Genomic DNA, 21,959 nt, shown 5'->3' with positions numbered 1-21,959 from the left:
GTCATCGTTCCCTCACTGCGGTGTCGTTGAGCTGCGCGGCGAACCAGTCGATGGTGTTGCTCAGGCCCTTGCGGGGATCGGTCTCCGGCTTCCAGCCGAACTGCTCCCAGGCGAGGGCGATGTCGGGTCTGCGGCGCTCCGGGTCGTCGACCGGGCGGTCGACGAACTCGACAGGCGCGGCGGACCCGGTCAGTTCACGCACCAGGTGTGCGAGCTCCAAGACCGTGGACTCGGCGGGATTGCCCAGGTTGACGGGGCCGGGGTGGCTGCCTGCGGCCACGGCCAGGATGCCCCGGACCGTGTCGCCGACGTAGCAAAGGGACCGCGTCTGCGAGCCGTCGCCGGTGACGGTCAGTGGCTCGCGCGCCAGCGCCTGGCGGATGAAGGTCGGTACCGCCCGCCCGTCCTCCGCGCGCATCCGCGGCCCGAACGTGTTGAAGATCCGCACGATCGCGGTGTCGACACCGTGCTCGGTTCGGTAGGCGGTGGTCGCCGCCTCCGCGAACCTCTTCGCCTCGTCGTACACGCTGCGCGGCCCCACCGGGTTGACGTTGCCCCAGTAGGACTCCCGCTGAGGGTGCTCCAGCGGGTCGCCGTACACCTCGGAGGTGGAGGCGAGCACGAAGCGGGCCTTCTTCTCTCTGGCCAACTCCAGGGCGCTGAAGGTTCCCAGGGAACCGGCCTGAAGCGTCTGGACCGGCAGACGCAGGTAGTCCTGCGGAGAGGCCGGCGAGGCGAGGTGGAGTACGAGATCGACTTCCCCGGGTATCGGGATCGGGTCGGTGACGTCGTGGACCATCAACTCGAACTGGTCGTCCAGCTGACGGTGTACGACGTTGTCCTCCGTGCCCGTAAGGAAGTTGTCCACGCACACCACCTCGACACCGCTGTCGAGCAGCAGGTCGCACAGGTGTGAACCGACGAATCCACAGCCGCCGGTGACGACCACGCGGCGGAAGGGGGCCCGGTTCGAATCCGGGCCGTGTCTCCGTAAAGAGGTACTCATAGCGCCTCATTCCTCACAATGTGAACGAAAGTTGGCATGGCTGTGCCACACAGCAGGTGTGGCGAGAAGTGCGACGAGCTCAGCGGCGTTCGGCAGGGCCGGCGTGCAGCCGCAGCGCCTGGTGAGCGCGACCAGGAGCAGGCTTCGGTCGGCCTCGGAGATTTCGCCGGTGTCCCTCAGCGGGGGGGGGCGGCGACGCCTGGTCAGTCACTTCGACGACGACATCGCATCGGCCTACCAGGCTTCACCCCGTCGCGCCGGAGTCCCCTGTGGTTCTATCGGCGTCGGCGACGAGTTCGGTCTGTGACCAGAGGCCGTCGTCCTTGACGGCGTCCGGGCCTGGCCAGCCGCTGAAGCAGCGGTGGACGATGCGGCGTGCCACGTCGGCGGCGACCGGTTCGGCCGCCAGGGAACACCGGAGCCGAGGCGTCCTTGTGGACTGCCTGGTGTTGAGCGTCAAGGTCATCATCCGGCCCTTGCCAGACGTGGTCCCTTGCCTACGCACGGCTTCACCTCCATGGGGAGCCACCGCGAGATTCGGAGCACGCGCGGTCGGCCCGCACTCCACAATGACGGTGAACAGCCCTCCTGCTTATGAGTGTTTATGAGCGTGCTGTCGTCGTCCCGTCCGACAGGCGTTCGCGCGTGCGGAGCGTGCTCCTGGCCCCCGGGGCGAGGTTCCTCATGTACGTGATGGCCTCCGCGGAGCGGCCGGTGCGGGTGAATCCGGACTTGATCAGCACCCGCCCGGAAGCGTGGTTGTCGGGGTGGTGCTTGGCGTCAACGGAGGCCAGGCCGAGCGTGGTGGAGGCGAAGTCGAGCACGAGCGCCACCGCCGTGGTGGCGTACCCGTGACCCCATGCGTCGTCTCGAAGGATGTAGCTGAGCGCCGCCGAGGTACGGGCGGGGCGCAGCTTGATCACGCCGACCAGGTCGTCAGCGTGATCGATGCCGAAGCAGTACAGCATTCGCGGCGTCGCACGACGTTCGGCGATGCGATCGGTCACCCAAGCGGCAGCGCTCTCAGCGGTCAGGGGCGCTCGCGGCAGGTACCTCACGGAAGCGGCGCTGTAGATGCGGCGGACCGCTGGCGCGTCGGTCAAGGTCACCTCGCGGAGCGAGATCACGGCTCGACCTTGAGCAGGAGCTCCGCCAGCTCGCCGGCCGTGGGCCTGTCCTCGGGTACGGCAGCGAGCGCGGGGCGGAGGGCGTCCTGGAGCTCGGGCCACACTGCCGGTGCGAACGGCAGACGGCCAGTGGCGATCGCGTCTCGAACCCCGTCCGGGCCCGCGGCCTTCCGGTCGATGCCCGCTGCCTTGTAGTCGAGCGGCCAGCCTCCCGAGGCGCACGTCCACAGGACACCGGCGAGGGCGTACGTGTCGCTGGCGCGCGTCGGTGTCACCGGACCGTCTCCGCGTGCGACGGCGGCAGCGAGTTCCGGCGCCATGAGATGCACGATGCCACCGCTGAAGCCGCTGACCGGCTCCTCGCCCTCGCGCCAGGACCAGGCGAAGTCGATCAGGCGGACGCCCGCCGGGGTGTGGATGCCGTGGGAAGGCTGGAGGTCGGCGTGGATCCATCCGGAGGCGTGCAGGTCGGCGACTGATCGGCACAGGTCAGCGCCACCTTGGAGAGCGGCCTCACGTCCGCCAGTTCCCTCTCGGGCGGGGGTGAAGACCGCCCAGGTGGAGGGGCCGGTGAACCAGGGCGTGACGAGCCACGAGCCGCCGTCGTACGAACCGGAGACCGCCTCGTATCCGGCAACGCCCATGGCCACCAGGGTGGTTGCCTCTCGCATTGTGGCGGCCACACCGTCGCCGTATCCGATTTTCACCGCGACCGTGCCCTCGGGGCCGGCGGCCTTCCAGACCGCGGAGCCACGCCGGTTGGTCAGCTCCTTCAGGTCGACAGTGCCGCCGCAGGCGGCTTCCGCGGCTGCGAGGGCTTCGGGGGGACAGGGAGGGAACGCGACCATGCCTTTACCGCCTGCCAATCGTGTGGGATTCGCTCGAGGACATCGCTCCCATCGTCTACCGCGACCGAGAGAGCATCCGCGAGATCAGGGGTGTCCTTCAGGAACTGCGGGTCGCGGGCTCTCACGGCGGGGCGAACAGGGAGGAACGAACACGGGGGAGGCGGGATCGGGCGGCTTGCTCTGTCGAGCCGCTGCTCGCCTCCCTGGAACTTCCCGAACATGACACCGACAGGGCCGTACAGGTTCTTCAGCGCCCAGTGCGGCCACGCCATCAACTCACGGTGTTCGACTCCTTGGATATCCCCCAGGATGACGACGTTCTCACAGACGAGAGCGCCTCTCGGGCGAGTCGCGAGTGGACGAACCCACTCCGCGGCCTGCACTCCCGCATGGAACAGACCAGCTTCCACGGACTCGGGATCGCTGCTTGCGATCTCGTACACCGTCCAGGCCGTCAGACCGTGCCGAAGGGAAGGTACGAGGTAGGGGCAGTGCGCGGACACACGGTCGAGGTAGCCCGTGATGTCCACGGTCCGCGGAGCCGTGGTACGTGCCTCGACCAGGCGGAGCGCCCTGGCACGGGACCAGGACGCTCCGGGCAGAGGGCCGGTCGTCATCCGGCCGCGAGTGCCGAGATCTTCGGTGCGACGTCGCCGCCGTCGCCCGGGATGGGGCTGCAGTCCCACTCCGCCCACACCTCGCCGGTCTCGCGGTAGCGCGCCATGGCCCGCTCGTCGAGCACCCCGTCCGCGCCGGTGAACCACACCTCGGGCAGCGGGCCGAACATCTCCACGTAGGCGTCGACCCAGGAGATCCGGCCGTAGCCGGTGTTCTCCACGTGGTTGATCAGCCGGCCGGCGCTCTGCGCGCAGAACTCCGCGTACTCGGGCTTGCCCAGGAGCTGGTGCCACTCGGCGTCGATGGCGGCCGAGAACATCTCGGGCGCGACCTGGCCGGCGTCGAACTGCCGGACCGAGACCTGGAAGAACTTGCCCAGCTCGGTCCTCTCGGGGGTCTGGACAGCGGTCACGCTGAACTCCTCTCGTCTGGCGGAAGTGGTCTTGGAACGTGTGCCGGGAATCCCTCGGGACTGACTCCCAAGGCCGGTTGGCACCCGCCGTGCAGTTGATCGCGGAGACTCGGCGGGCCCCGCGCGGCTGCGCCGACCGATCTGGTCGGGGCGCTCGGATGACCGGCATCTCGTGGTGAAGACCCTTCCAGTTCGCACACATCGTGAGCGGACAGGTTGTCCGCAGGTTTCCGGAGCGAGGAGAGTTGACGAATCAGCATGTTGTGCTAGGGGCGGCGAACCAACTGTGCGGATTCGTAGTGCAGTTGAGGGGTCGGTTCAGGAACCCGAAGAAGGGCTTTCAAGGGACCGGCCACCTTGCTACCGAGCTTCTGCCGCCGTGTTTGGGTGATCGGCCGGCGCGGCAAAGTAGTCCTGTGAAAAGTTCGGCAGCTGGGGGATACGCCTGATCACCTAGGGGTGAGACCGGGATGGCTCGCGGGGTGGAACGGCACTGTTCGGTGTGCCGTGCGACGCTCAGCCGATTCAACGTAGGACCGCGGTGTGGGCCCTGCCAGGGGGGTGGTGCAGCACCCCGAGTCGGACGTGAGTTCTGGGTGGAACCCGCAGTCGTGGCGGCGATCCGTGCCTGGGATCTCGGTGTGGTCGTGCGGCTCTTCCGGCAACACACCGGCCTCTCACAGGCAGCGGTCGCCCGGCTCGTCAACATCGACCAAGCCGAAGTGAGCCGGCTGGAGCGCGGCCGGAAGAAGATCCGCGACCGTCGCCAGCTCGCACAGTGGAGCGAGGCCCTTGGGGTGCCTGACGGCCTCCTGGGACCGTTACCCGACGTCGACCGGCCGTCGCCGATGGCGGACAGCCGGGGCAACCACCTGACGCTTCCTGACGGACACGGGCAACTCCTGCTGCCCGCCGGGCGGAACCTGCCGCCTACGGCGCTTCCCACGCTGACAGGGCCAGTCGCCTCCTTACAGGGCGACGCTCTGCTTCTCGCGTCGAGCGGGGAGGCCGAGGCATGGAGTCGGATGCCGCTCAGGGCCCTGCTCGGCGTGCACCACAGCGGAGACGGGACACAGCGGTACTTCGTCACGGACGCGCGCGGGGGCGTCCGTGAGGAAGCCGGAAGCCCCTTCGCCATTCCCATGGCCTACGAGTTCGACGACTTCACCTTGGGGATCCTCTGGGCTGCGGCAGGGTTCGACTCCGCCATCCTTGGCGACGACGCTGCGCTTTACGGAGAACTGGACCTTCCGTCACAGGACTTGTCGGGAGTAGGCCGTCAGTCGGTCACTCTCGACGGCCTCACCGACGGCTCCCAGATGCTCGTCGGCTCGCGGGCATGCGCCCGGTTCATCCTCGACCAGCGCGACGAGCTGGCCGGTGATCCGGTCTTCTGGACCCGCGAACAGCGAGGGGAGGAAGCCGCGACCTGGCTGCTCTTCGAGCACAAGCATCGCTACCTTGAGCTGATGGCTCCCGCGCGAGCACACGACGGTGTCGGGCGAGCTTTCTGCGTTCCCCACCAAGAGATCGCCGCCTCGCCCATGTACGAGCGCGTGTTGCTGTTCCTCGCGATCGCGCTGATGGAGTCGTACGGCATCACGACCTGGGTGACCGACGAGGCGGACCTGCAGCAGACGGAGGGCTTCGCGCTTGTTCCTGGTCACCGGGCCGCCATAGCGACCTGGGTACGCGCTGAATCCGCGCCCCAGACCGCTCTGACTTCCGGGGCGCGATCCCTGCGGGCCTTCGCGGGCATCACGGGCCACGCGCGAGCACATAGCGTCACCATGGGATCGACCTCGGGGGAGCGCTTGGCGGCGACTTCGGACTATCTCGGCCTTGACCGAGCGTGGTTGACGCACCGCTGTGGACAGCTTGCCACTGTGGGAACCACCGGCCTTGCCCGGCCACGAAGCCGCCATCTCAGCCTTGATGCCTTGGACCGGGCCTGCACGTACGTGGCGGCTGAGTTGCGGTCCGAGGCTGGTGCCCCTGTGGGAGCGACCCGATAGCCTGCACGGAAAGATCTCCGAGGACGAGATCCAACCAGGCTGCGTAGATCGGAAGTTGGGGCGATGGCAGGCGTGACACGAACGGTGGCTGTCTACTCTCTCGGCGGCACCATCGCCATGACCACCGACCCGGCGACCGGAGGAGTCGTGCCGGCTCTCTCCGCCCATGACCTTCTGGCGGCTGTCCCCGGCCTGGATGGCCACGGCATCGACCTGCGCGTGCACGACTTCCGCCGGGTGCCCGGTGCCTCGCTCACCTTCGACGACCTCACGGAGCTCGGCACCGAGATCGACAAGGTCCTCGACGGCGGCGACGTCGACGGGATCGTGATCACACAGGGCACCGACACCATTGAGGAGACGGCGTTCTTCCTCGACCTCCGCCACGGTCACAACCAGCCGGTCATCGTTACCGGTGCCATGCGCAACCCCACCATGGCCGGCCCTGACGGACCGGCCAACCTGTACGCGGCCGTCGTCGCGGCAGCCGACCCGCAACTGCGTGGAGCCGGGGTGCTGGTCGTCCTGAATGACGAGATCCACGCGGCACGGCATGTCCGCAAGGCCCACACCACCAGCCCTGCCGCCTTCGCATCACCCGGCGCCGGACCCATCGGCCGGATCACGGAGGACCGGGTACGGCTGGCCTCCCCGCTACCCGAACGACTCGTTCCCCTGGCACCGGCCGTCCGTGACCCACGCGTGGGCCTTTACACGGTCAGCCTCGGCGACGACGGCACGCTGCTCGAAGCCTGGTCCGGCCAGTGCGACGGGCTCGTCGTCGCCGCCTTCGGCGTGGGACACGTCCCTCAGCGACTCGTCGAGAGCCTCGAACGGCTCGCCGTACGCATTCCCGTGGTCCTCGCCTCGCGCATCGGCAACGGCCCGGTCCTGACCGGAACATACGGATTCCCCGGGTCGGAGAAGGACCTGATCAGCCGGGGGCTCATCCCGGCCGGCGACCTCGGCCCGTACCAGGCCCGCCTCCTGCTCCAGGCGTTGCTCGCCCAGGACGTGGCCCGCGAGAGCATCGCTGAGCAGTTCGCCGTTTTCGCGCGCTGATTCCGCACGTCAGCCACGCCCGAGAGGACCCGCATGCGTGCCCATGAACTGACCACCGGCCGGACGTTCGGCGTCACCTTCGACCACGGCGAGGACTTCTTCGACGCGCTCTCCGCGTTCTGCCGTGACCAAGGAGTGCGGCAGGGCTACATTCCCTCGTTCATCGGTGCGTTCGCCGAAGCCGAGATCGTTGGCGCCTGCGAGAAACTCGAAGACCCGGACGCCCCGGTCTGGGCCAAGACGTATGTCACCAACGTCGAAGCCTTCGGTGCTGGGACAATCGCCCACGATCCCGTGACGGGAGGCATCCTGCCGCACATCCACGTCTCCGCCGGACTGAAGGCACAGTCGGCCGACGGCCGAACCAGTCACCTCCTGAGCGCCAAGGTCCAGTTCCTCAGCGAGCTCTTCGTCGTGGAAGTGATCTCACCGGCGATGACCCGGCCTCGAAACCCCGAACTGTACGACGTGCCACTGCTCACTTTCGGCCCTCCGGAGTGATGCCCTCGCGGAACGACAAGGCCGTGATCGTGGACTGCGACGAGCACGCGCGCGGATTCGCCGAGGTAGCGCTCAGTGCGGAGTCGGCTGCTGTGGAGACGCGTGGCGTACCGGCATCCAGTCTCAGCCACTCTCGCCTCCTTCCTCGCACGAGATAGCACGGGTGCCGTACTTCACGAGAGAATGAGGCAACACGCTCAGGTAGTCCCGTCGCGCGAAATGCGTGACCACTGTCCGTAACGGGATACGGCTTGTTGATCGCAGCAGTCGAAGAGAGGCGCGGACAATCTGTCCGTAAGCAATTGCTCCACAGCCCTTGACGACCGGGTCGCAATGGCACTCAAATCTGGACCATTTTCCTCCTCCTTGCCCGTGTTTACGTAAGTTCCTCAAATTGTGCTGGGGGTCTCGGGCGCGACACCAAAGGGCTTCACCCCATGGGCGCCCCGCTGCCAGCTCCGTTAACACTTGGTGACCAGGGGCGCGAGTTGGGGCGTTTTCCGTACCCTGAGGCGAGTGCTCCATCGCGAAGGGACAGATCCACCGATGAGTGAAAACCTGACGCTGGGAGATCGTCTCCGTACAGCACGCAGGACACGGAAACTGTCTGCTGCTCAACTGGCACAGAAAGTCGCAGTCTCCCCAAGCTACGTGCAGAAGTTGGAGTCCGGGGCGCGGAAGGCTTCACCCTCGCTGGTGCTGGCACTCGCGAAGGCGCTGCGCTTCGGCCCCGAGGTCCTGACCGGCCAGCCCTACTACGGTGAGCCGGAAGCCGAAGACGGCGTCCACGCCGTCATCCCTGAACTGCGCCGCCTCCTGCTCTGCTACGACAGCCCCGACGACCTGGAGATCGCACCCCGTGCGCTTCCCGTGCTCGCCTCGGAGGTCGACCAGGTGGCGGCCCTGCGCCGTGACGCCCGCTACGCGCCGATGGGCCCCCTGCTGCCGCCGATCATCACCGAGTTGACGCACGTAGCCCTTGGCGGCGGCAACGGCGACCAGACCAAGGCGTTCTGGCACCTGGCGCGCGCCTATCGTGCCGTGAACTCCCTGGCCCACAAGATGGGTCACCACGACCTGTCGAACACGGCGCTGGAACGCGTCCGTTGGGCGGCCGACCGCTCCGGCGACCCCCTGATGCAGTTCACGGCCGGTTACCTCGTCGCGGGAGCGATGCTCCGCCAGGGCGCGTACTCGCCCGCACGTCGCAAGCTCCTCGCGCTGCGGACCGAGCTGGAGCGGTTCCAGCCGGAACGCTCCTTCACGCAGGACGCGCTTGCCGTCGACGGCGCGCTGTTGCTGAAGCTGGCCGTTCTCGAAGCCCGTGAGAACAACTCCGATCGCGCCGACAACTACCTCCGGGAGGCGGAGCAGGTCGCGGGCATGGCAGGCAACCGCGACTCCCTGGCCTACGAGATGTCGTTCGGCCCGACGAACATCCGCATCCACGAGGTGCACGCGATGATCGACATGGGTGACACCGAGCAGGCTCTCGCCCGCCTCACTGAGTGGTCTCCGGTTTCCGGCGGCGAGTGGGCGCCGCCCAGTACGACCGTCGGCGAACGGTCGAGCCACCACTTCATCGACGTGGCCTCCGCGAAGCTCGCTGTGGGCGATCGGCCCGGTGCCTTCGCGGATCTCAAGCGTGCGCGGAAGGTCGCGCCGAACCACACTAGGTTCCACCCGTCCGTCCGCGAGACGACTGCGGCGCTGCTCAGGATGGACGCCCATCCTTCCAACGAGCTGTCTGCGTTCGGCAGTTGGACGGGACTTAGCACAACCTGAGCCTGTGTCAAGGGCTTTGGTGAGCGAACCCCACGGACAGTCTGTCCGCGCACAATAGCTTGCTGAATGGAATGGTCTCCTCACACCCAGTGGTGAGGAGGCCTTTTCCATGTCCGACGACAATCCCGCAGCTCGCGCGGTCCCGCCGCGCTGGATGCCCATCGGCGAGGAGCCGGAGCTGTGCTCGGCCGGCGAGTGGTGGGATGCCGTACGCGCTGTGGAGGCCGTGGGCCGGCGCGCGATCGAGATCCTCGGCGAGGGTGACGAACCGGTCGGCCCGGTGATCCTGGACCACGAGGGTCCGGAGCCCCGGCTGTACTTCCTGGTTCCGGTGGGCACCGCGGCCCGCTGGGAGGAACCGGGGACCGTTGCGCTGGGACAGAAGTGCCACGTCGTCGTGCCGTCCGCCGAGAGCACGACACCTCCGGGGATGCACTGGCACGTCTTCCCCCAGGCCCCGCGATCGCTGACCCGGGCCGATGCTCTGCGCCGCGCGCTGAGCCAGGCTCGCAGGGAGCGACGGGGGTCCGCGGAGGAAACGGCCTCCTGATGGCTCTGAGCATCTCGTTCGTGCTGTTGCTCGGCATCGTCGTGGTCGTTCTGATCCGCAGCAAGGCCGTGAAACCCGGGCCCGCGATCGTCTGCGCGCTCTTCGGGTTCTTCCTGTCGAGCACGTCGATGGCCCCGAGCATCAACCGGTTCATGACCAGCATCGCGGACATGATCGGCCAGATCCGCTTCTAGGCAGCCCGACCCGGTACCCGACTCGGGCACCGCTTCGCCTCCCAGCGGCGATGCACCACCAACTTCGCGGCCCCACCCCCCAACTCGCCTGAGGCCCCCGATGACACTGACGTTCAACCCAGAGCGCACGACGCCACCTCGCACAGTTCGAACACGCCGGACGAGCGGCCTCGAACTCGCGTTCCGCCGCCGTCCCGTTCACGGCGGGGGACTCTGATGCGCCTCGTGTATCACCCCGCCGGCCACGACGACGACCTGGGCGTGGCCCTGGTTGAGTTGCAGGCCGGCCGCTGGAGAATGGCACGGCAACTGCTGCTGGCCACGGCCACGCATTGGGCACTGCGCACGTCACGCACCCAGTTGCTGGCGGTGGCAGCCGCCCGGTCGGATGTGGTGGGCGTGTGGCTCGGCGAAGAGCCCGGCAGCTATGACGCGCAGTTGATGGGTGCCCGCGTGGCTGTCGAGCGGGCGTTGCGCGCGCACAAACAACGGCATCCACAGACGCTGGAGTTCGAGTTCAGGGCTCGGCGTGATGCGCTGCTGGCGGCTCGTCGCGCGCCGCATGATCCCGTGCCGTGGGTGTGCCTCCTGGCTCTGGCGCAGATCGACACCCGGCAGCTGCGCCAGGAACACCGGGTGAACCCCGGGGAGCCGATGATGCCCAGCGGTCCGTGGGGGCTGTTGTACGAGGTCAACCGGCGTGACCCGTACAACCGGGAGGCCTACCACCGGGTGCTGCAGTTCATGCTCTCCCTGGAGGGCCCGCCGGGTGCCTCCCTGGCCGCGGTCGTCGACTTCGGTCGGGCCGTCGCCTCGCAGCGGCCCGTCGGATCGGCACTGCTGCTTCTGCCCGCGTACGCGCAGGTCGAGCTCCGACGGCGATCGCGCGTCGATCCGCTGTGGCGGCGACAGTGGGCACAGGAGTCGACGCTCGACTACACGCTGACCGCGTTCCACGACTGGTTCCACAAGACGCACGGCGAGCGGCGCTCAGTGGCTGACCTGAGCCTTCTTGCCTACGCGTTGTGGGCAGGCCACAAGTACCTGGAAGCCGCCGAGGTGTTCGAGGCGATGGGCCCGTACGCGGCCCGCGAGCCGTGGGCGTCGGTGCATGAAGGGGCCGTAGGGCCAGACCCGGGTGAGGCGCTGCTCCTTCGAGCGCGCGCCGAGTCCCTTTCCTACGCCCGTACCCGTAGGCCGCGCGCCGGGCCGCACCCATAACCGGAATCCGTTTCCCACGAAGCCGCATTGGCATGAACCTGCCCATTTGTTTCTCTCTGAACTTGGAGGCTGACCTGTGTCTCGCTTGAGTCCGAACCACCGCGCGTCGTCCCGGAAGCCCGATGACGCATACCTGCGGGAGCTCGGCTACGAGCCCGTGCTGACCCGGCGCATGGGGCCGTTCGGAAACTTCGCGATCTCCTTCAGCGTCATCAGCGTCCTGTCCGGCTGTATGACCCTGTACGGCTTCGGCCTGAACACCGGCGGCCCGTCGGTGATGCTGTGGGGCTGGCTCGTCGTCGGCGCCATGGTGATGTTCATCGGCGCCGCCCTCGCCGAGGTGACCTCCGCCTATCCGACCTCCGGGGCCCTGTACTACCAGGCGGAGCAGCTCGGTGGCCGGAAGTGGGGCTGGTACACGGGCTGGCTGAACCTGCTGGGCCTGCTCGGGGCGATCGCCGGCATCGACTACGGGGCCGCGCTGTTCACGGGTGCCCTGTTCAACCTGCAGTGGGGGTTCGAGCCGACGCCGGGCAAGATCATGGTGATCTTCCTGTGCATCCTCGCCCTGCACCTCGCCCTGAACCTGTTCGGGGTCCGGCTGGTCAGCATCCTCAACAGCATCAGCGTCTGGTGGCACCTCGGCGGCGTCACGGTAATCGTCGGCGCTCTGGCGATCGTCCCCTCCCACCACCAGTCCTCGGACTTCGTGTTCGGCGAGTTCGTCAACAACACCGGCTGGAGTCCCCTCTACGCGGCGGTGCTCGGTCTGCTGCTGGCCCAGTACACGTTCTGCGGATACGACGCCTCCGCGCACCTGTCGGAGGAGACGACCGACGCCCAGGTGTCCGCGTCCCGCGGGATCATCCACGCGATCGGCTGGTCGTGGCTGGCCGGGTTCGTCCTGCTCGCCGGGCTCACGTTCGCGATCCAGGACTACGCGGGCACCGTGGGCACGGCGACGGGGGTGCCGCCGGCGCAGATCTTCCTGGACGCTCTGGGTGTGGCGGGGGCGAAGGCACTGCTCCTGGTGGTGATCATCGCGCAGTTGTGCTGTGGCAATGCCGAGACCGCCGCGGCCAGCCGGATGGTGTTCGCGTTCTCGCGTGACGGGGCACTGCCGGGCTCGCACCTGTGGCGGCAGGTCGACCGCCGCACCGGCACTCCGCGCATGGCCGTGCTGCTGGCCGTCGTGTGCGCAGCCGTCCTGGCCCTGCCGAGCCTGTACAGCCCCGTCGCGTACGCGGCGATCACCAGCATCAACGTGGTCGGCATCACCCCGGCCTACGCGATCCCGATCTACCTGCGCATCAAGAACCGGGACCGCTTCCGACCCGGCCCATGGAACCTCGGCAACTGGGGCGTGGCCGTCGGCACGATCGCCGTTGTCTGGGTGGTGTTCGTGACGGTGCTGTTCTGTCTGCCGCAGACCCGCCCCGCCGACGGCGGCCTGGTGTCCGTGGAGACCTTCAACTACGCGCCGGTCGCCCTGCTCGTCGTCCTCGCGCTGGCATGGGCGTGGTGGCGGAAGCAGGGCAGCTCGTACGAGGTGCCGACCCAGAACTTCGACCGCTCGGCGGCCACGTACGAAGACGAGGTCGTCTGATGACGAGAACCACGAGCGGCAACGGCACCGTGGCACGCCTGACCGCCGCGTCCGTCCCCGAGCAGCGCGGGCGCTCCGAGAAGGCGTTCTCCCTGTCCGACCTGCGGAACCTCGTCAAGGCGGGCGCCATCGACACGGTGCTGCTCGCCGTCCCCGATCTGCAGGGGAGGCTGAAGGGGAAGCGTTACGACGCGGACCACTTCCTCAAGCGCGTCGCGCACCACGGCGCCGAGGTGTGCGCCTACGTCCTGGCCACCGACATCGACATGAGCCCGGCGGACGGCTTCGCTCTCACCTCGTGGGAGACCGGCTACCAGGACCTGTCCGTGCAACCGGCCCTGTCGACTCTGAGCCCGGTGCCGTGGCTGCCGCGAACCGTTGTCGTACTCGGCGATGCCGTCCACCACGACGGAACGCCGATCGACATCGCGCCCCGCCAGATCCTCCACCAGCAGCTGACCCGGCTGTCGCGGCACGGTCTGCACCCCAAGGCGGGGATCGAGACCGAGTTCGTCCTCTACAAGGGCACGTACGAGGACGCGGAACAGGCCAACTATCAGGGCCTACGGCCGTTGACGACGGAGAACCTGGACTACGCCCTCGACCACGACCCCGTGTCCGACCGGTTCCTACGCCGTCTTCAGCGGGCGCTTGCCGGCGCGGGGATGCCCGTGGAAGCGATCAAGACCGAGGCCGGTCCCGGCCAGGTCGAGGTGACCTTCCCGTACGGTGGCGCGCTCACCGCGTGCGACCGGCACCCCCTCTTCAAGCACGCCGTACGCACCCTGGGTCTGCGCGCCGGTCTGGCACCCACGTTCATGGCAGCCCCGGAAACCGGCCGGGCCAGCGGCCTGCACCTGCACGTCTCGCTGTGGTCGAAGGCCGTCAGCCAACTTAACGAGCCCGGGAGCGAGTACGGACTGTCCCAGATCGGTCAGCACGCCATCGCGGGTCTGCTCGCCGGCCTGCCCGAGCTGGGCCCGTTCTACGCACCCAACGTCAACTCCTACAAGCGGTTCACGCCCGGCTCGTTCGCGCCGACCACGTTCACCTGGGGCCGCGACAACCGCACCTGCGCGGTGCGCGTCGTCGGCCGCGGTGAAGGGCTGCACCTGGAGATCCGTGTGCCGGGCGCGGACGCCAACCCGTACCTGGCGCTGTCGGCGGTACTGGCGGCCATCGACCACGGTCTCGAGCGGAAGCTCACCCTCGGTCCCGAAGCGACCGGCAACGCCTATCGCGCAGGTGGGATCCCCGTGCCCTCCACCCTCGGACCGGCCCTGACCGCCTTCGAGAACAGCGTCATCGCGCAGAAAGCCTTCGGCGCCGGCGTGGTCGAGCACTACGCCCGTCTCGCGCGCCTGGAACTCGCCCACGACGAACACCTCGTCACCGACACCGAGCGTCAGCGATGGCTGGCTCGCGCCTGACACGCCCCGCCCCACAGAAAGGCCGCACCACCGTGAGTGCCCGCCCGACCCGCCCGCCCGCGACCCTTCCGCTGACACCCGCACAGCTTCGGATCGCCCAGAAGGTCGCGGAGGGCGAGAACACCCACGCGATCGCCTCCGAGCTGTCCATCACCGTCGGCACGATCAACGTGCAGCTGAAGCACTGCGGACAGAAGCTCGGCGTGAGAGGCCGGGCCGCCGTCGTCCACGCCTGCTTCGTCACCGGGCAACTCCCGCGTCCCGAGACGGCCGCTTTCCCGGAGGCCTTCTCGGAAACGAAAATCAAAACATGGCGGATGGTCGCGATCGGTGCGACGTCACAGGAGTTCGCGAACCGGGCCCGCATCAGCCGTGACAGCGCGCTGGCCCGGGTCAGGGCCCTGCGGGAGCGCGTCAAGGCCGAGAACGACCCGCACCTCGTAACGCTCGGCTGGAGCTGTGAGGTGCTCGACGAGTCCCTGACCGAGATGGCCTCCGGGACCGTCCTCCACGTCCCCACCCCCAGATGACCAGCTCAGGCCGCACTGTCAGTGCCCCCTGGCAAGCTACCCACCCACAACAGGACACTGAGCGCATTCGACCCGTCACCCATCGTGGCGCGGGTCGGAGGGCTCGGCGAGCGGAAGGGCGCACCGTGACCGACATGCCCAGCGCACTCCACCACCTGGTGGAGTCGGTGACCGACACGTACACGGTGGTCGCCGAGCACCCCAGGCCCGGCGACATCCGGCCTTCCGTCTGGGAGATCAACGGGCCTGATGGCGAGAGGTGGTTCGGGAAGCTCCACGCGGGCCCGAAGCTCCACCACCGCGAGGTGACCGCGTACCAGAAGTGGACCGTGGCCATGGGCGCCGGCCGTGCACCCGAGCTGGTCGCCGCGGACACGCAGACGCGCACTGTCCTGGTCGCCGCCGTGCCCGGACGCGGTCTCGACACGCTGCGTCTGCCGGCCGAGCAGGAACGGGCGGCCTACGAGCAGGCCGGCGAACTGCTCGCCCGGTTCCACACTGCGGCAGCCGACGAGCCGACACCGGAAGCAACGGAGGAGGCGTGGGACGAGGCGGTCGCCCAACTGCTGGACCGTACGGCGGCGTACGCGCCGGAGCACGACCTCGCGATGGTGCGCACGCTCGCCGAGGAAGCTCCGCCGAGCCTGCCCCAGGTATCCCAGCACGGCGACTACATGCCCAAGAACTGGATGTTGGACGAGACCGAGCAGAGTCTGCGGGTCATCGACTTCGAAAGGGCCGAGTTTCGGTCCGCCGCCTACCGGGACCTGAGCCGGCTGCGCTACCGGATCCTGAGCCACCGCCCCGACCTCAACGCCGCCTTCCACCACGGATACGGCCGCCCCCTCACCACGGAGGAACTCGTCGCATGCCGGGCGTACGGGGCACTGGATGCTCTGGACTCGCTGAACTGGGGGATCAAGCACCGCGACGTCGGCCTGGTCGACGAGGCGCACATCATGCTGGAGAACCTGCGTCTGGAGACCCGCAAGCAGGTGTGGGTCGGGTGGCGTACGTGAACGTCTTCGCTCGAACCTCCGCGGTTCCGCACCTGTTCGGCGTTCGTCGCGATGACTTCGAACTGACCGTCACCAGCACCCTCACCCCCTTCGTCGACAGGCAAGTGCTCACGGAGAACAACGCCTTCACCCTCCTCACGGCATGCCGTCCCTCCGCACACGAAGGTCGGTGATCTGTGTGGACGAAACAGGCTGGGGCGAGACGTTGACCGCTGACGTGCTGGAAGACCGGTACGGGCTGGTCGCCGACATCGTCGAACCGGTGCACATGGGCACGGACACCATCAACCGGCGGGTCCTGACGGACGACGGGCTGCGGCTGTACGTCAAGCAGTACCCGTCGATGGCCGACCTGGACGAGGCGCGCAACGCGTGGGACATGTCGGAATACTGCCGGGCCGCGAAGCTCCCCGTTCCGCGGGTGTGGCCCGACGCCAACGACAACCTGGTCACCATCGCGGGAGGCAGTGCGTGGGCCGTGGTCGACGAGGCTCCCGGACGGGTGAACCTCTCGGCGATGACGGTCCCCCTCGCCGAGCACATCGGCGTCGTCATGGGACGCATGCACCGTGCGCTCGCCGCGTACCCGCTGCCGAAGCGCGTGCAGCAGACCCGCTGGCGGACCGAGCCCGTCGAGGACGCCGCAGCGAGATGCGGCGCCGTGCTGGCCAGAGCCACGAGCCAAGGCCACGACCGTCTCGGCCAACTGCGCGTCGACCTTGACCAGCGGCGTGAGGACCTGCGGGCCCACGTCCACCTGTTGCGGGAACATCTGCCCGAGACCCTGGCGGAACAGGCGCTGCACGCAGATCTCAGCCGCACCAACCTGATCACCCTCGCCGACGTAGTCACCGGAGTCATCGACTTCCGCTGCGCCAGCGCGATGCCGGCCTGGGAGTTGGGGCGGGCGGCGTTCGACCCGCGCACCGTCGCCACCAGCACCGAGTGGGCCGCTTGCGCCCTGGCGATGGCCAGGGCCTACCGCTCGGAGCACCCCAGCCTCCCGATGCGGGAGGTGCGGGCATGCGCCCGGATCGCGCTGCTATACATGCTGTTCAGCTTCTACGGCGCCACCACCGCCGAGTACGACCTGCCGGGGGAGGCGGAGGCGGATCTTCAACGGCACTGGCGTGAGCGCCAGATCGCCATCCGCCGCCTACTCAGTGACCTTGAGGGCCTCGAAGGCGAGCTCAACGGCCTTGAGGCGAGCGGAGGCACGTCGTGACCAACCAGCACCTTCCGACCGCGTTGAACGAAACGGCTGACGAGCGACAGCCTCAACCACCAACGGCACACAGGGGGACGTCTTGGCGTATCAAACCGTGATCGGTCCGCACCTGGTACTCATCCGCGAACAGCGTGATCCGCTGGGGCTCCGTACGCACTCCCCGGCCGGGCACCGCGTGTCGGCGGAGGGCTGGAGCCGATGACAACCATCCCGAAGCCCACCGCGACAACCGCGCCGACCGGCGAGGCGGAGGTCTCGGATGAGGAACTGAAGTTCGTCATCCCCGGCGACCGCCGTATCGAGGCCGCCAACGCGATCACGACCCGTGCGATGGCCCGACGACTGCCCCAACTGATCCGCCGGTCCCTCGCACTGGGCTGGCAGGTCGACCGCGCCGCGGTCATCGCCCTGCTGGGCGTGCAACTCCTCTCGGGGGTGCTGGAAGCGTTCGGGCTGATGGCCACCACCGGGGTGATCAAGCCGCTGATCGCCTCGCAGCACATCAGCGGCGACCAGCTCCGCTCCGCCGTACCCTCCCTTGCCGTCCTGTCGGGGGCCATCGGTCTGCGCGCCCTGCTGGGCATCGCCTCCACCGCGCTGTCGGCCCGGCTGGCCCCGCGTATCGCCCGGGAGGCCGAACTCGAGCTCCTCGACGCGGCGACCAAGGCGGAACTCGCCGCGTACGACAACCCCGGATACAACGACCGCTGGGACGCGGCCGACCGCGGAGTGGAGGTCTCCAGGGACCTCCTCACCGAAGCCCAGTACATCCTCGCCGCATCGGCTTCGCTGATCGCCTCGGCGTTTGTCCTGACCGCCGTGCACCCGATCCTTCTGCCATTGCTCCTCCTGGCGGCCCTGCCGAAGGGCGTGGCCAGCGTGCGTGCGGCGCGCATCAACTACGTCGCCTCGCTCGCCACGACGAAGGACCGGCGGCTGCTGGGCATGCTGCGCTGGTACATGGTCGACAAGCAGACCGCCGACCAGGTCCGCTCCGGCACCATGGCGCCGTTCCTGCTCGACAAGTACCGCACGGCCGGAGCGCGGATCGACAGGACCACCGACCAGGCCACTTGGCGCTCGGCCAGGATCTCCCTGGTGGGCGGGGCAGCGGGAGGTCTCGCCCACGCGGTGGTGTGGGTGGCCCTGGCGCTGCTGGTGTTCGCCGGGCAGATCTCGATCGCCGCCGTCGGCACCGCGTTCCTCGCATTGGGCCGCGTCAGCGCGGGACTGGACGGGGTCGTCGGCTACGGGGCCCAACTCTTCCGTACCGGAATGTACTTGGATGACTGGGCGGACTTCATCGACGAAGCCGGCGGGCATCGCATCGACCGCGGCTCTCAGGCGCCGGCCGCCCCCACCGTCGTACGCGCCGAGAACATCACCTTCCAGTACCCGAGCGCCGACCGTCCTGCCCTCGACGACGTCTCCTTGGAGGTCCGGCGCGGCGAAGTCGTCGCGCTGGTGGGCGAGAACGGCTCCGGCAAGACCACCCTCAGCAAGATCCTGTCGGCTCTGTACCTGCCCGATCAAGGAGCCGTCTCCTGGGACGGAATCGACACCAGGGACTTGGACGCGCACGCCACCTGGGAGCGTGTCGCCGTCGTACCGCAGTCCTACGCGAGCTGGCCTCTGTCGGCGCGAGAGAACATCACCCTCGGCCAGGCCACCGAGGAAGGGGACGCCGCAGTGCTCGCCGCAGCGCATGCCGCAGGCGCCGACGAAGTCATCGACGGGTTGCGCAGCGGGCTGAACACCCTGCTGGCCAAGGAATGGTGGGGTGGGCAGGAGCTGTCCGGCGGACAGTGGCAGAGGATCGCGCTCGCCCGCGCCTTCCATCGGCCAGCAGGACTGCTCGTCCTGGACGAACCGACCGCGGCCCTCGACCCAAGGGCCGAGCACCGCATTTTCACTGGGCTGCGCCGCCTTGCTGCCGACCGCGCTGTCGTCCTGGTCACGCACAGGCTCACCAACGTGACCATCGCCGACCGCATCGTCGTTTTGGACAAAGGCCGCGTCATCCAGCACGGCACCCCCGAGGAACTGCTGGCCCAGGAGGACGGCTTGTTCCGCGAATTGTGGGATCTGCAGAACGAGCGCACCGGTCGTGTACCTGCCCCGGCTGGCTCCGAAGAGAACGTGCCACTGAACCAGCCAGCCCTGTTCTGAACGATTCGACGCCTGGAACGGTGGGGCACCAGAATCATGAGCAGCCCCCGCAGCCGACGCAACGCCCACACCGTGACATCGCGGTGCGGGCCGTAGCGGCCATCAACTTTGAGGCACACGTCCACGGCCCCAGGGCCGTCGCCCTGTACGGAGGGGATGAGGGGCAAATGGGCGCGAAGTGCCGGCCCATGGCACTGACGAGAGCGGCCTCGATCACCGAATCTGCGGGCCATCTGGCGGCTACACGGGCAGGCGGGCAGCCCGCGGAGTACTGACCATCGCCTTGGCCGGGATCGCCGACTGCCTCACCGCGGATCACATCAACGCGTACACCCGACGGGCCGGGGCGGCGGTCCACGATGAAGGACCCGCAGCATCATGACGGCGGCCGACATGACGCAGGACGAGATCCTGACTGCCGTCGCCTACCTTCAGGCTGTCTGGGATGGCGAACCGACGCGGTCAACGCGTTGTCACACCGTGAAGACTCCGAGCGAGACATCCTCGACGTGGTCATCGACCTCGCCGACCGCTTCGGACAAATATCCATGCTGTTCCGCCTCGGCATTGCCCCAGACCTCGACGACGAATACAAGGCAGCAGCCGACGCCAAGGTGGGCAGCGATCCCACCACCGCAGTCACAGCAGTGCTTATCGATGCCTACCGGCGATGGGCCAAGTCAGCCGAAGGCCCTGCGGTCAGGGAACTAAGCTTGTCCGTGATCGACTATCTAGCGATGTCGACGAAGGCCGCGGAGGACGAGATCCCGAGGCTCTTCGAGAGGCTCCGCGACGCTGCCATCACCAACAACTGAGCGTCACGTCACCTGGGACGCCGCGCCAACGCCAGCCTCAAGAGCCCGTCGGCACCGAGGGCTGTGTGGGGATCGGCCTACGCCGCGTGCCGCCGCCCGTACGGCGACAGGGCGGGAGACCAGATCACACGGCACGTTCAGTCGACGCAGGGCGGGGAAGTGCGGCCAGTCCCATGGCCCGTTCGACCCTGATCTCGATGACCACGCGCTCGGGGTCCGGGGCCGGAGTCCGTCCGTACCGGTCGGCGTAGCGCGCCACGGCATCGTCGACCGCTGCCGCGTCGGTGAGCACCTCGGCAGTGCCTTCCAGGGTGGCCCAGCGTCCTCCGTCGACCTGGCAAACGGCCACGCGGGCTTCGCCGGGACGGAACGCCTGAATATTGGCGACCTTCCTGCTTGATTTGCGTGTGATAACCCGGGCGACTCCGGCGTCGGCATCAACGGTGACTCCGACGGGCACCACATGCGGACTTCCGTCGGGCCGCAGAGTGGTCAGCGTGCACAGATGGTATTCATTCCAGAACTCAGAGTGTTCAGGTGTCTGGCTGAATTTGTCACTAGGCATGCCCGGGATCGTAACGCGGAGCTCCTCGCGGATTGACACAGAAGTGACCGCTTCCACACAAGCCCTCACACTCAGAGCGCCGACATTATGCGGTATTAACTACGACATGCCCGCATTACGCCGTTGCGGAATATCTCAAACCGGTAACAGAAGTGTGAGCTCGCCATGCGCGAGCGACCAAAATGACCACAAGTGAATCAGCAGTTCAGGGCCATGATCAAAACTCGGGAATGGATGATTTGGCAGGTTTTATTGGTACTGATCACCACCTTTCATTGATCTTCAAGATGTCGCTTTCCGGCCTTGATCTCATGCGGGCCTCACGTAAAGTCCGAGACTGTTCCCGTGAGCCTCACCGAAGGGCTTCGACCGGGCCGAATGCTCGTTCGCGCTAGCGACCGTGCATGTCCGGAGGGGATCGAGCGTGTCCTCGCGGCTCAATCGCTGGGGTCGGCGTGTGCCCTTCGGTCGGTGCCGGTCTCGGCGTCCGTGATCACCTTCATGAGTGCCGTCCGGGGACCCGAACATCGTTGACCCGTGGTGGCTGGCGCCCGGCTCCGAGTAAGAGCCCCGATCAGCCGGTACGAAGGGATTGCTCAATGTCTCCGGGAGAAAGTGGTCGCGACGCTCCGGAATCTCCGGTGCCTGCGCGAGAGCAAGCGATCCGCCGGCGGTTGGGGCGGTGGCGTACGACTGAGAGGCGGACCGTGGAGCGCGACCTCCACCGCCGGCTGCGGCAAGAGCTGCGCAACCTCGGCATTCACCCGCCCCTGGACGTGGAGGAGCTGGTCCGGGCGCTCAGTGAGAGGCGCGGACGCCCGATCGTCTTGCGCCCCTTCCCGCTGGAGAAGCCGGGACCCTCGGGGCTGTGGATCGATATGCCGCAGATGGACGTGATCCTCTACCAGCAGGAGACAACCCGGCTGCACCAGCGGCAGATCATCCTCCACGAGATCCTCCATATCCTCGTCGCCGAGTGGGAGGAGGATCAGGCCGAGGAGTCGCCGGAGGAGTCCCCAGACGACTTCGTCGAGGGCTGGGCGACCCTCATCCCCGTACTCGATCCCAAGCTGATCCGGCGGGTCGCCCGCCGCTGCTCGTACGAGGAAGAGGAGGAGTGCTCGGTCGAGCTCGCGGCCACGATCATCCTGGAGTGGTCCTCGGTGCTCGACGAACTCCCGCCGCTGTCCGACGACCCGGAAGTACGTCGAGTGCAGTCCGCCCTGGGCGACCGGCGAGGATGGTTGTAGTCCGTGAC

21 protein-coding genes are annotated in these 21,959 nt (G+C 67.9%); 15 read left to right on the top strand and 6 right to left on the bottom strand.

Annotated elements, in window-relative coordinates; genetic code table 11:
• Nucleotide 1: 1 nt before the first annotated feature.
• From L3078_RS34470 to L3078_RS34445, 5 genes are all read right to left on the bottom strand, one after another.
• A complete protein-coding gene (locus tag L3078_RS34470; protein WP_239757833.1) occupies nucleotides 2-1,006 on the bottom strand; it encodes an NAD-dependent epimerase/dehydratase family protein in 1,005 nt (334 codons plus the stop codon).
• A gap of 244 nt (nucleotides 1,007-1,250) precedes the next feature.
• Nucleotides 1,251-1,511, bottom strand: a complete 261-nt coding sequence (locus tag L3078_RS34465) for a hypothetical protein (protein WP_239757832.1) — start codon at nucleotides 1,509-1,511, stop codon at nucleotides 1,251-1,253.
• Nucleotides 1,512-1,608: 97 nt separating this feature from the next.
• Entirely contained in the window at nucleotides 1,609-2,115 is a 507-nt protein-coding gene (locus tag L3078_RS34460) for a GNAT family N-acetyltransferase (protein ID WP_275593234.1), read from the bottom strand.
• A gap of 14 nt (nucleotides 2,116-2,129) precedes the next feature.
• Nucleotides 2,130-2,981, bottom strand: coding sequence for a serine/threonine-protein kinase (locus L3078_RS34455; RefSeq protein WP_239757831.1), 852 nt, complete (start codon nucleotides 2,979-2,981; stop codon nucleotides 2,130-2,132).
• Between the two features lie 613 nt (nucleotides 2,982-3,594).
• A complete protein-coding gene (locus L3078_RS34445) occupies nucleotides 3,595-4,011 on the bottom strand; it encodes a hypothetical protein (RefSeq protein ID WP_103544221.1) in 417 nt (138 codons plus the stop codon).
• A 611-nt stretch (nucleotides 4,012-4,622) separates the two neighbouring features.
• On the opposite strand from L3078_RS34445, the gene L3078_RS34440 reads away from it, so the two are divergent.
• The 14 genes from L3078_RS34440 (at nucleotide 4,623) to L3078_RS34375 (ending at nucleotide 20,136) form a co-directional block, all read left to right on the top strand.
• Complete coding sequence (locus L3078_RS34440; RefSeq protein WP_239757829.1) at nucleotides 4,623-6,026, top strand: helix-turn-helix domain-containing protein; 1,404 nt, start codon at nucleotides 4,623-4,625, stop codon at nucleotides 6,024-6,026.
• Between the two features lie 63 nt (nucleotides 6,027-6,089).
• A complete protein-coding gene (locus L3078_RS34435; protein ID WP_239757828.1) occupies nucleotides 6,090-7,088 on the top strand; it encodes an asparaginase in 999 nt (332 codons plus the stop codon).
• Nucleotides 7,089-7,121: 33 nt separating this feature from the next.
• Entirely contained in the window at nucleotides 7,122-7,589 is a 468-nt protein-coding gene (locus tag L3078_RS34430) for a PPC domain-containing DNA-binding protein (protein WP_239757827.1), read from the top strand.
• A 546-nt stretch (nucleotides 7,590-8,135) separates the two neighbouring features.
• A complete protein-coding gene (locus tag L3078_RS34425; protein WP_239757826.1) occupies nucleotides 8,136-9,374 on the top strand; it encodes a helix-turn-helix domain-containing protein in 1,239 nt (412 codons plus the stop codon).
• Nucleotides 9,375-9,483: 109 nt separating this feature from the next.
• Complete coding sequence (locus L3078_RS34420) at nucleotides 9,484-9,924, top strand: hypothetical protein (protein ID WP_239757825.1); 441 nt, start codon at nucleotides 9,484-9,486, stop codon at nucleotides 9,922-9,924.
• On the top strand, nucleotides 9,924-10,118 hold the full coding sequence (locus tag L3078_RS34415; protein ID WP_133910671.1) for a hypothetical protein: 195 nt from the start codon (nucleotides 9,924-9,926) through the stop codon (nucleotides 10,116-10,118). The genes L3078_RS34420 and L3078_RS34415 overlap by 1 nt, the downstream gene beginning before the upstream one ends.
• 216 nt (nucleotides 10,119-10,334) lie before the next feature.
• Entirely contained in the window at nucleotides 10,335-11,339 is a 1,005-nt protein-coding gene (locus L3078_RS34410; RefSeq protein WP_239757824.1) for a hypothetical protein, read from the top strand.
• Nucleotides 11,340-11,415: 76 nt separating this feature from the next.
• Complete coding sequence (locus L3078_RS34405; RefSeq protein ID WP_239757823.1) at nucleotides 11,416-12,945, top strand: amino acid permease; 1,530 nt, start codon at nucleotides 11,416-11,418, stop codon at nucleotides 12,943-12,945.
• Nucleotides 12,945-14,375 (top strand): glutamine synthetase family protein, encoded by a 1,431-nt coding sequence (locus L3078_RS34400; RefSeq protein ID WP_239757822.1) that lies wholly within the window; start codon nucleotides 12,945-12,947, stop codon nucleotides 14,373-14,375. The genes L3078_RS34405 and L3078_RS34400 overlap by 1 nt, the downstream gene beginning before the upstream one ends.
• Before the next feature lie 32 nt (nucleotides 14,376-14,407).
• Complete coding sequence (locus L3078_RS34395) at nucleotides 14,408-14,905, top strand: helix-turn-helix domain-containing protein (RefSeq protein ID WP_239757821.1); 498 nt, start codon at nucleotides 14,408-14,410, stop codon at nucleotides 14,903-14,905.
• 134 nt (nucleotides 14,906-15,039) lie between these two features.
• A complete protein-coding gene (locus L3078_RS34390) occupies nucleotides 15,040-15,924 on the top strand; it encodes a phosphotransferase enzyme family protein (protein WP_239757820.1) in 885 nt (294 codons plus the stop codon).
• 178 nt (nucleotides 15,925-16,102) lie between these two features.
• Entirely contained in the window at nucleotides 16,103-17,149 is a 1,047-nt protein-coding gene (locus L3078_RS34385; protein ID WP_239757819.1) for a phosphotransferase enzyme family protein, read from the top strand.
• A gap of 201 nt (nucleotides 17,150-17,350) precedes the next feature.
• A complete protein-coding gene (locus L3078_RS34380) occupies nucleotides 17,351-19,321 on the top strand; it encodes an ABC transporter ATP-binding protein (RefSeq protein WP_239757818.1) in 1,971 nt (656 codons plus the stop codon).
• Nucleotides 19,322-19,830: 509 nt separating this feature from the next.
• Nucleotides 19,831-20,136, top strand: a complete 306-nt coding sequence (locus L3078_RS34375; RefSeq protein ID WP_239757817.1) for a hypothetical protein — start codon at nucleotides 19,831-19,833, stop codon at nucleotides 20,134-20,136.
• Nucleotides 20,137-20,260: 124 nt separating this feature from the next.
• Here L3078_RS34375 and L3078_RS34370 read toward each other — a convergent pair whose 3' ends face one another.
• Nucleotides 20,261-20,701: a pyridoxamine 5'-phosphate oxidase family protein gene (locus tag L3078_RS34370; RefSeq protein WP_239757816.1), complete on the bottom strand. Its 441-nt coding sequence runs from the start codon at nucleotides 20,699-20,701 to the stop codon at nucleotides 20,261-20,263.
• A 707-nt stretch (nucleotides 20,702-21,408) separates the two neighbouring features.
• Between L3078_RS34370 and L3078_RS34365 the strand changes: the two genes are divergently transcribed.
• On the top strand, nucleotides 21,409-21,951 hold the full coding sequence (locus tag L3078_RS34365; protein WP_220645590.1) for a hypothetical protein: 543 nt from the start codon (nucleotides 21,409-21,411) through the stop codon (nucleotides 21,949-21,951).
• Nucleotides 21,952-21,959 lie beyond the last annotated feature (8 nt).

This window comes from Streptomyces deccanensis, from assembly GCF_022385335.1.
GTDB classification, from domain to species: domain Bacteria; phylum Actinomycetota; class Actinomycetes; order Streptomycetales; family Streptomycetaceae; genus Streptomyces; species Streptomyces deccanensis.
The sequence above is the reverse complement of the archived record's forward strand: the minus strand, read 5'-3'. Positions and strand labels throughout refer to the sequence as shown.

Coding starts and splice junctions, on each gene's coding strand:
- L3078_RS34430 (WP_239757827.1), top strand. CDS start 7,122: ATGCGTGCCCATGAACTGACCACCGGCCGGACGTTCGGCGTCACCTTC.
- L3078_RS34425 (WP_239757826.1), top strand. CDS start 8,136: ATGAGTGAAAACCTGACGCTGGGAGATCGTCTCCGTACAGCACGCAGG.
- L3078_RS34400 (WP_239757822.1), top strand. CDS start 12,945: ATGACGAGAACCACGAGCGGCAACGGCACCGTGGCACGCCTGACCGCC.
- L3078_RS34370 (WP_239757816.1), bottom strand. CDS start 20,701: ATGCCTAGTGACAAATTCAGCCAGACACCTGAACACTCTGAGTTCTGG.
- L3078_RS34420 (WP_239757825.1), top strand. CDS start 9,484: ATGTCCGACGACAATCCCGCAGCTCGCGCGGTCCCGCCGCGCTGGATG.
- L3078_RS34470 (WP_239757833.1), bottom strand. CDS start 1,006: ATGAGTACCTCTTTACGGAGACACGGCCCGGATTCGAACCGGGCCCCC.
- L3078_RS34390 (WP_239757820.1), top strand. CDS start 15,040: ATGCCCAGCGCACTCCACCACCTGGTGGAGTCGGTGACCGACACGTAC.
- L3078_RS34455 (WP_239757831.1), bottom strand. CDS start 2,981: ATGGTCGCGTTCCCTCCCTGTCCCCCCGAAGCCCTCGCAGCCGCGGAA.
- L3078_RS34380 (WP_239757818.1), top strand. CDS start 17,351: ATGACAACCATCCCGAAGCCCACCGCGACAACCGCGCCGACCGGCGAG.
- L3078_RS34435 (WP_239757828.1), top strand. CDS start 6,090: ATGGCAGGCGTGACACGAACGGTGGCTGTCTACTCTCTCGGCGGCACC.
- L3078_RS34410 (WP_239757824.1), top strand. CDS start 10,335: ATGCGCCTCGTGTATCACCCCGCCGGCCACGACGACGACCTGGGCGTG.
- L3078_RS34415 (WP_133910671.1), top strand. CDS start 9,924: ATGGCTCTGAGCATCTCGTTCGTGCTGTTGCTCGGCATCGTCGTGGTC.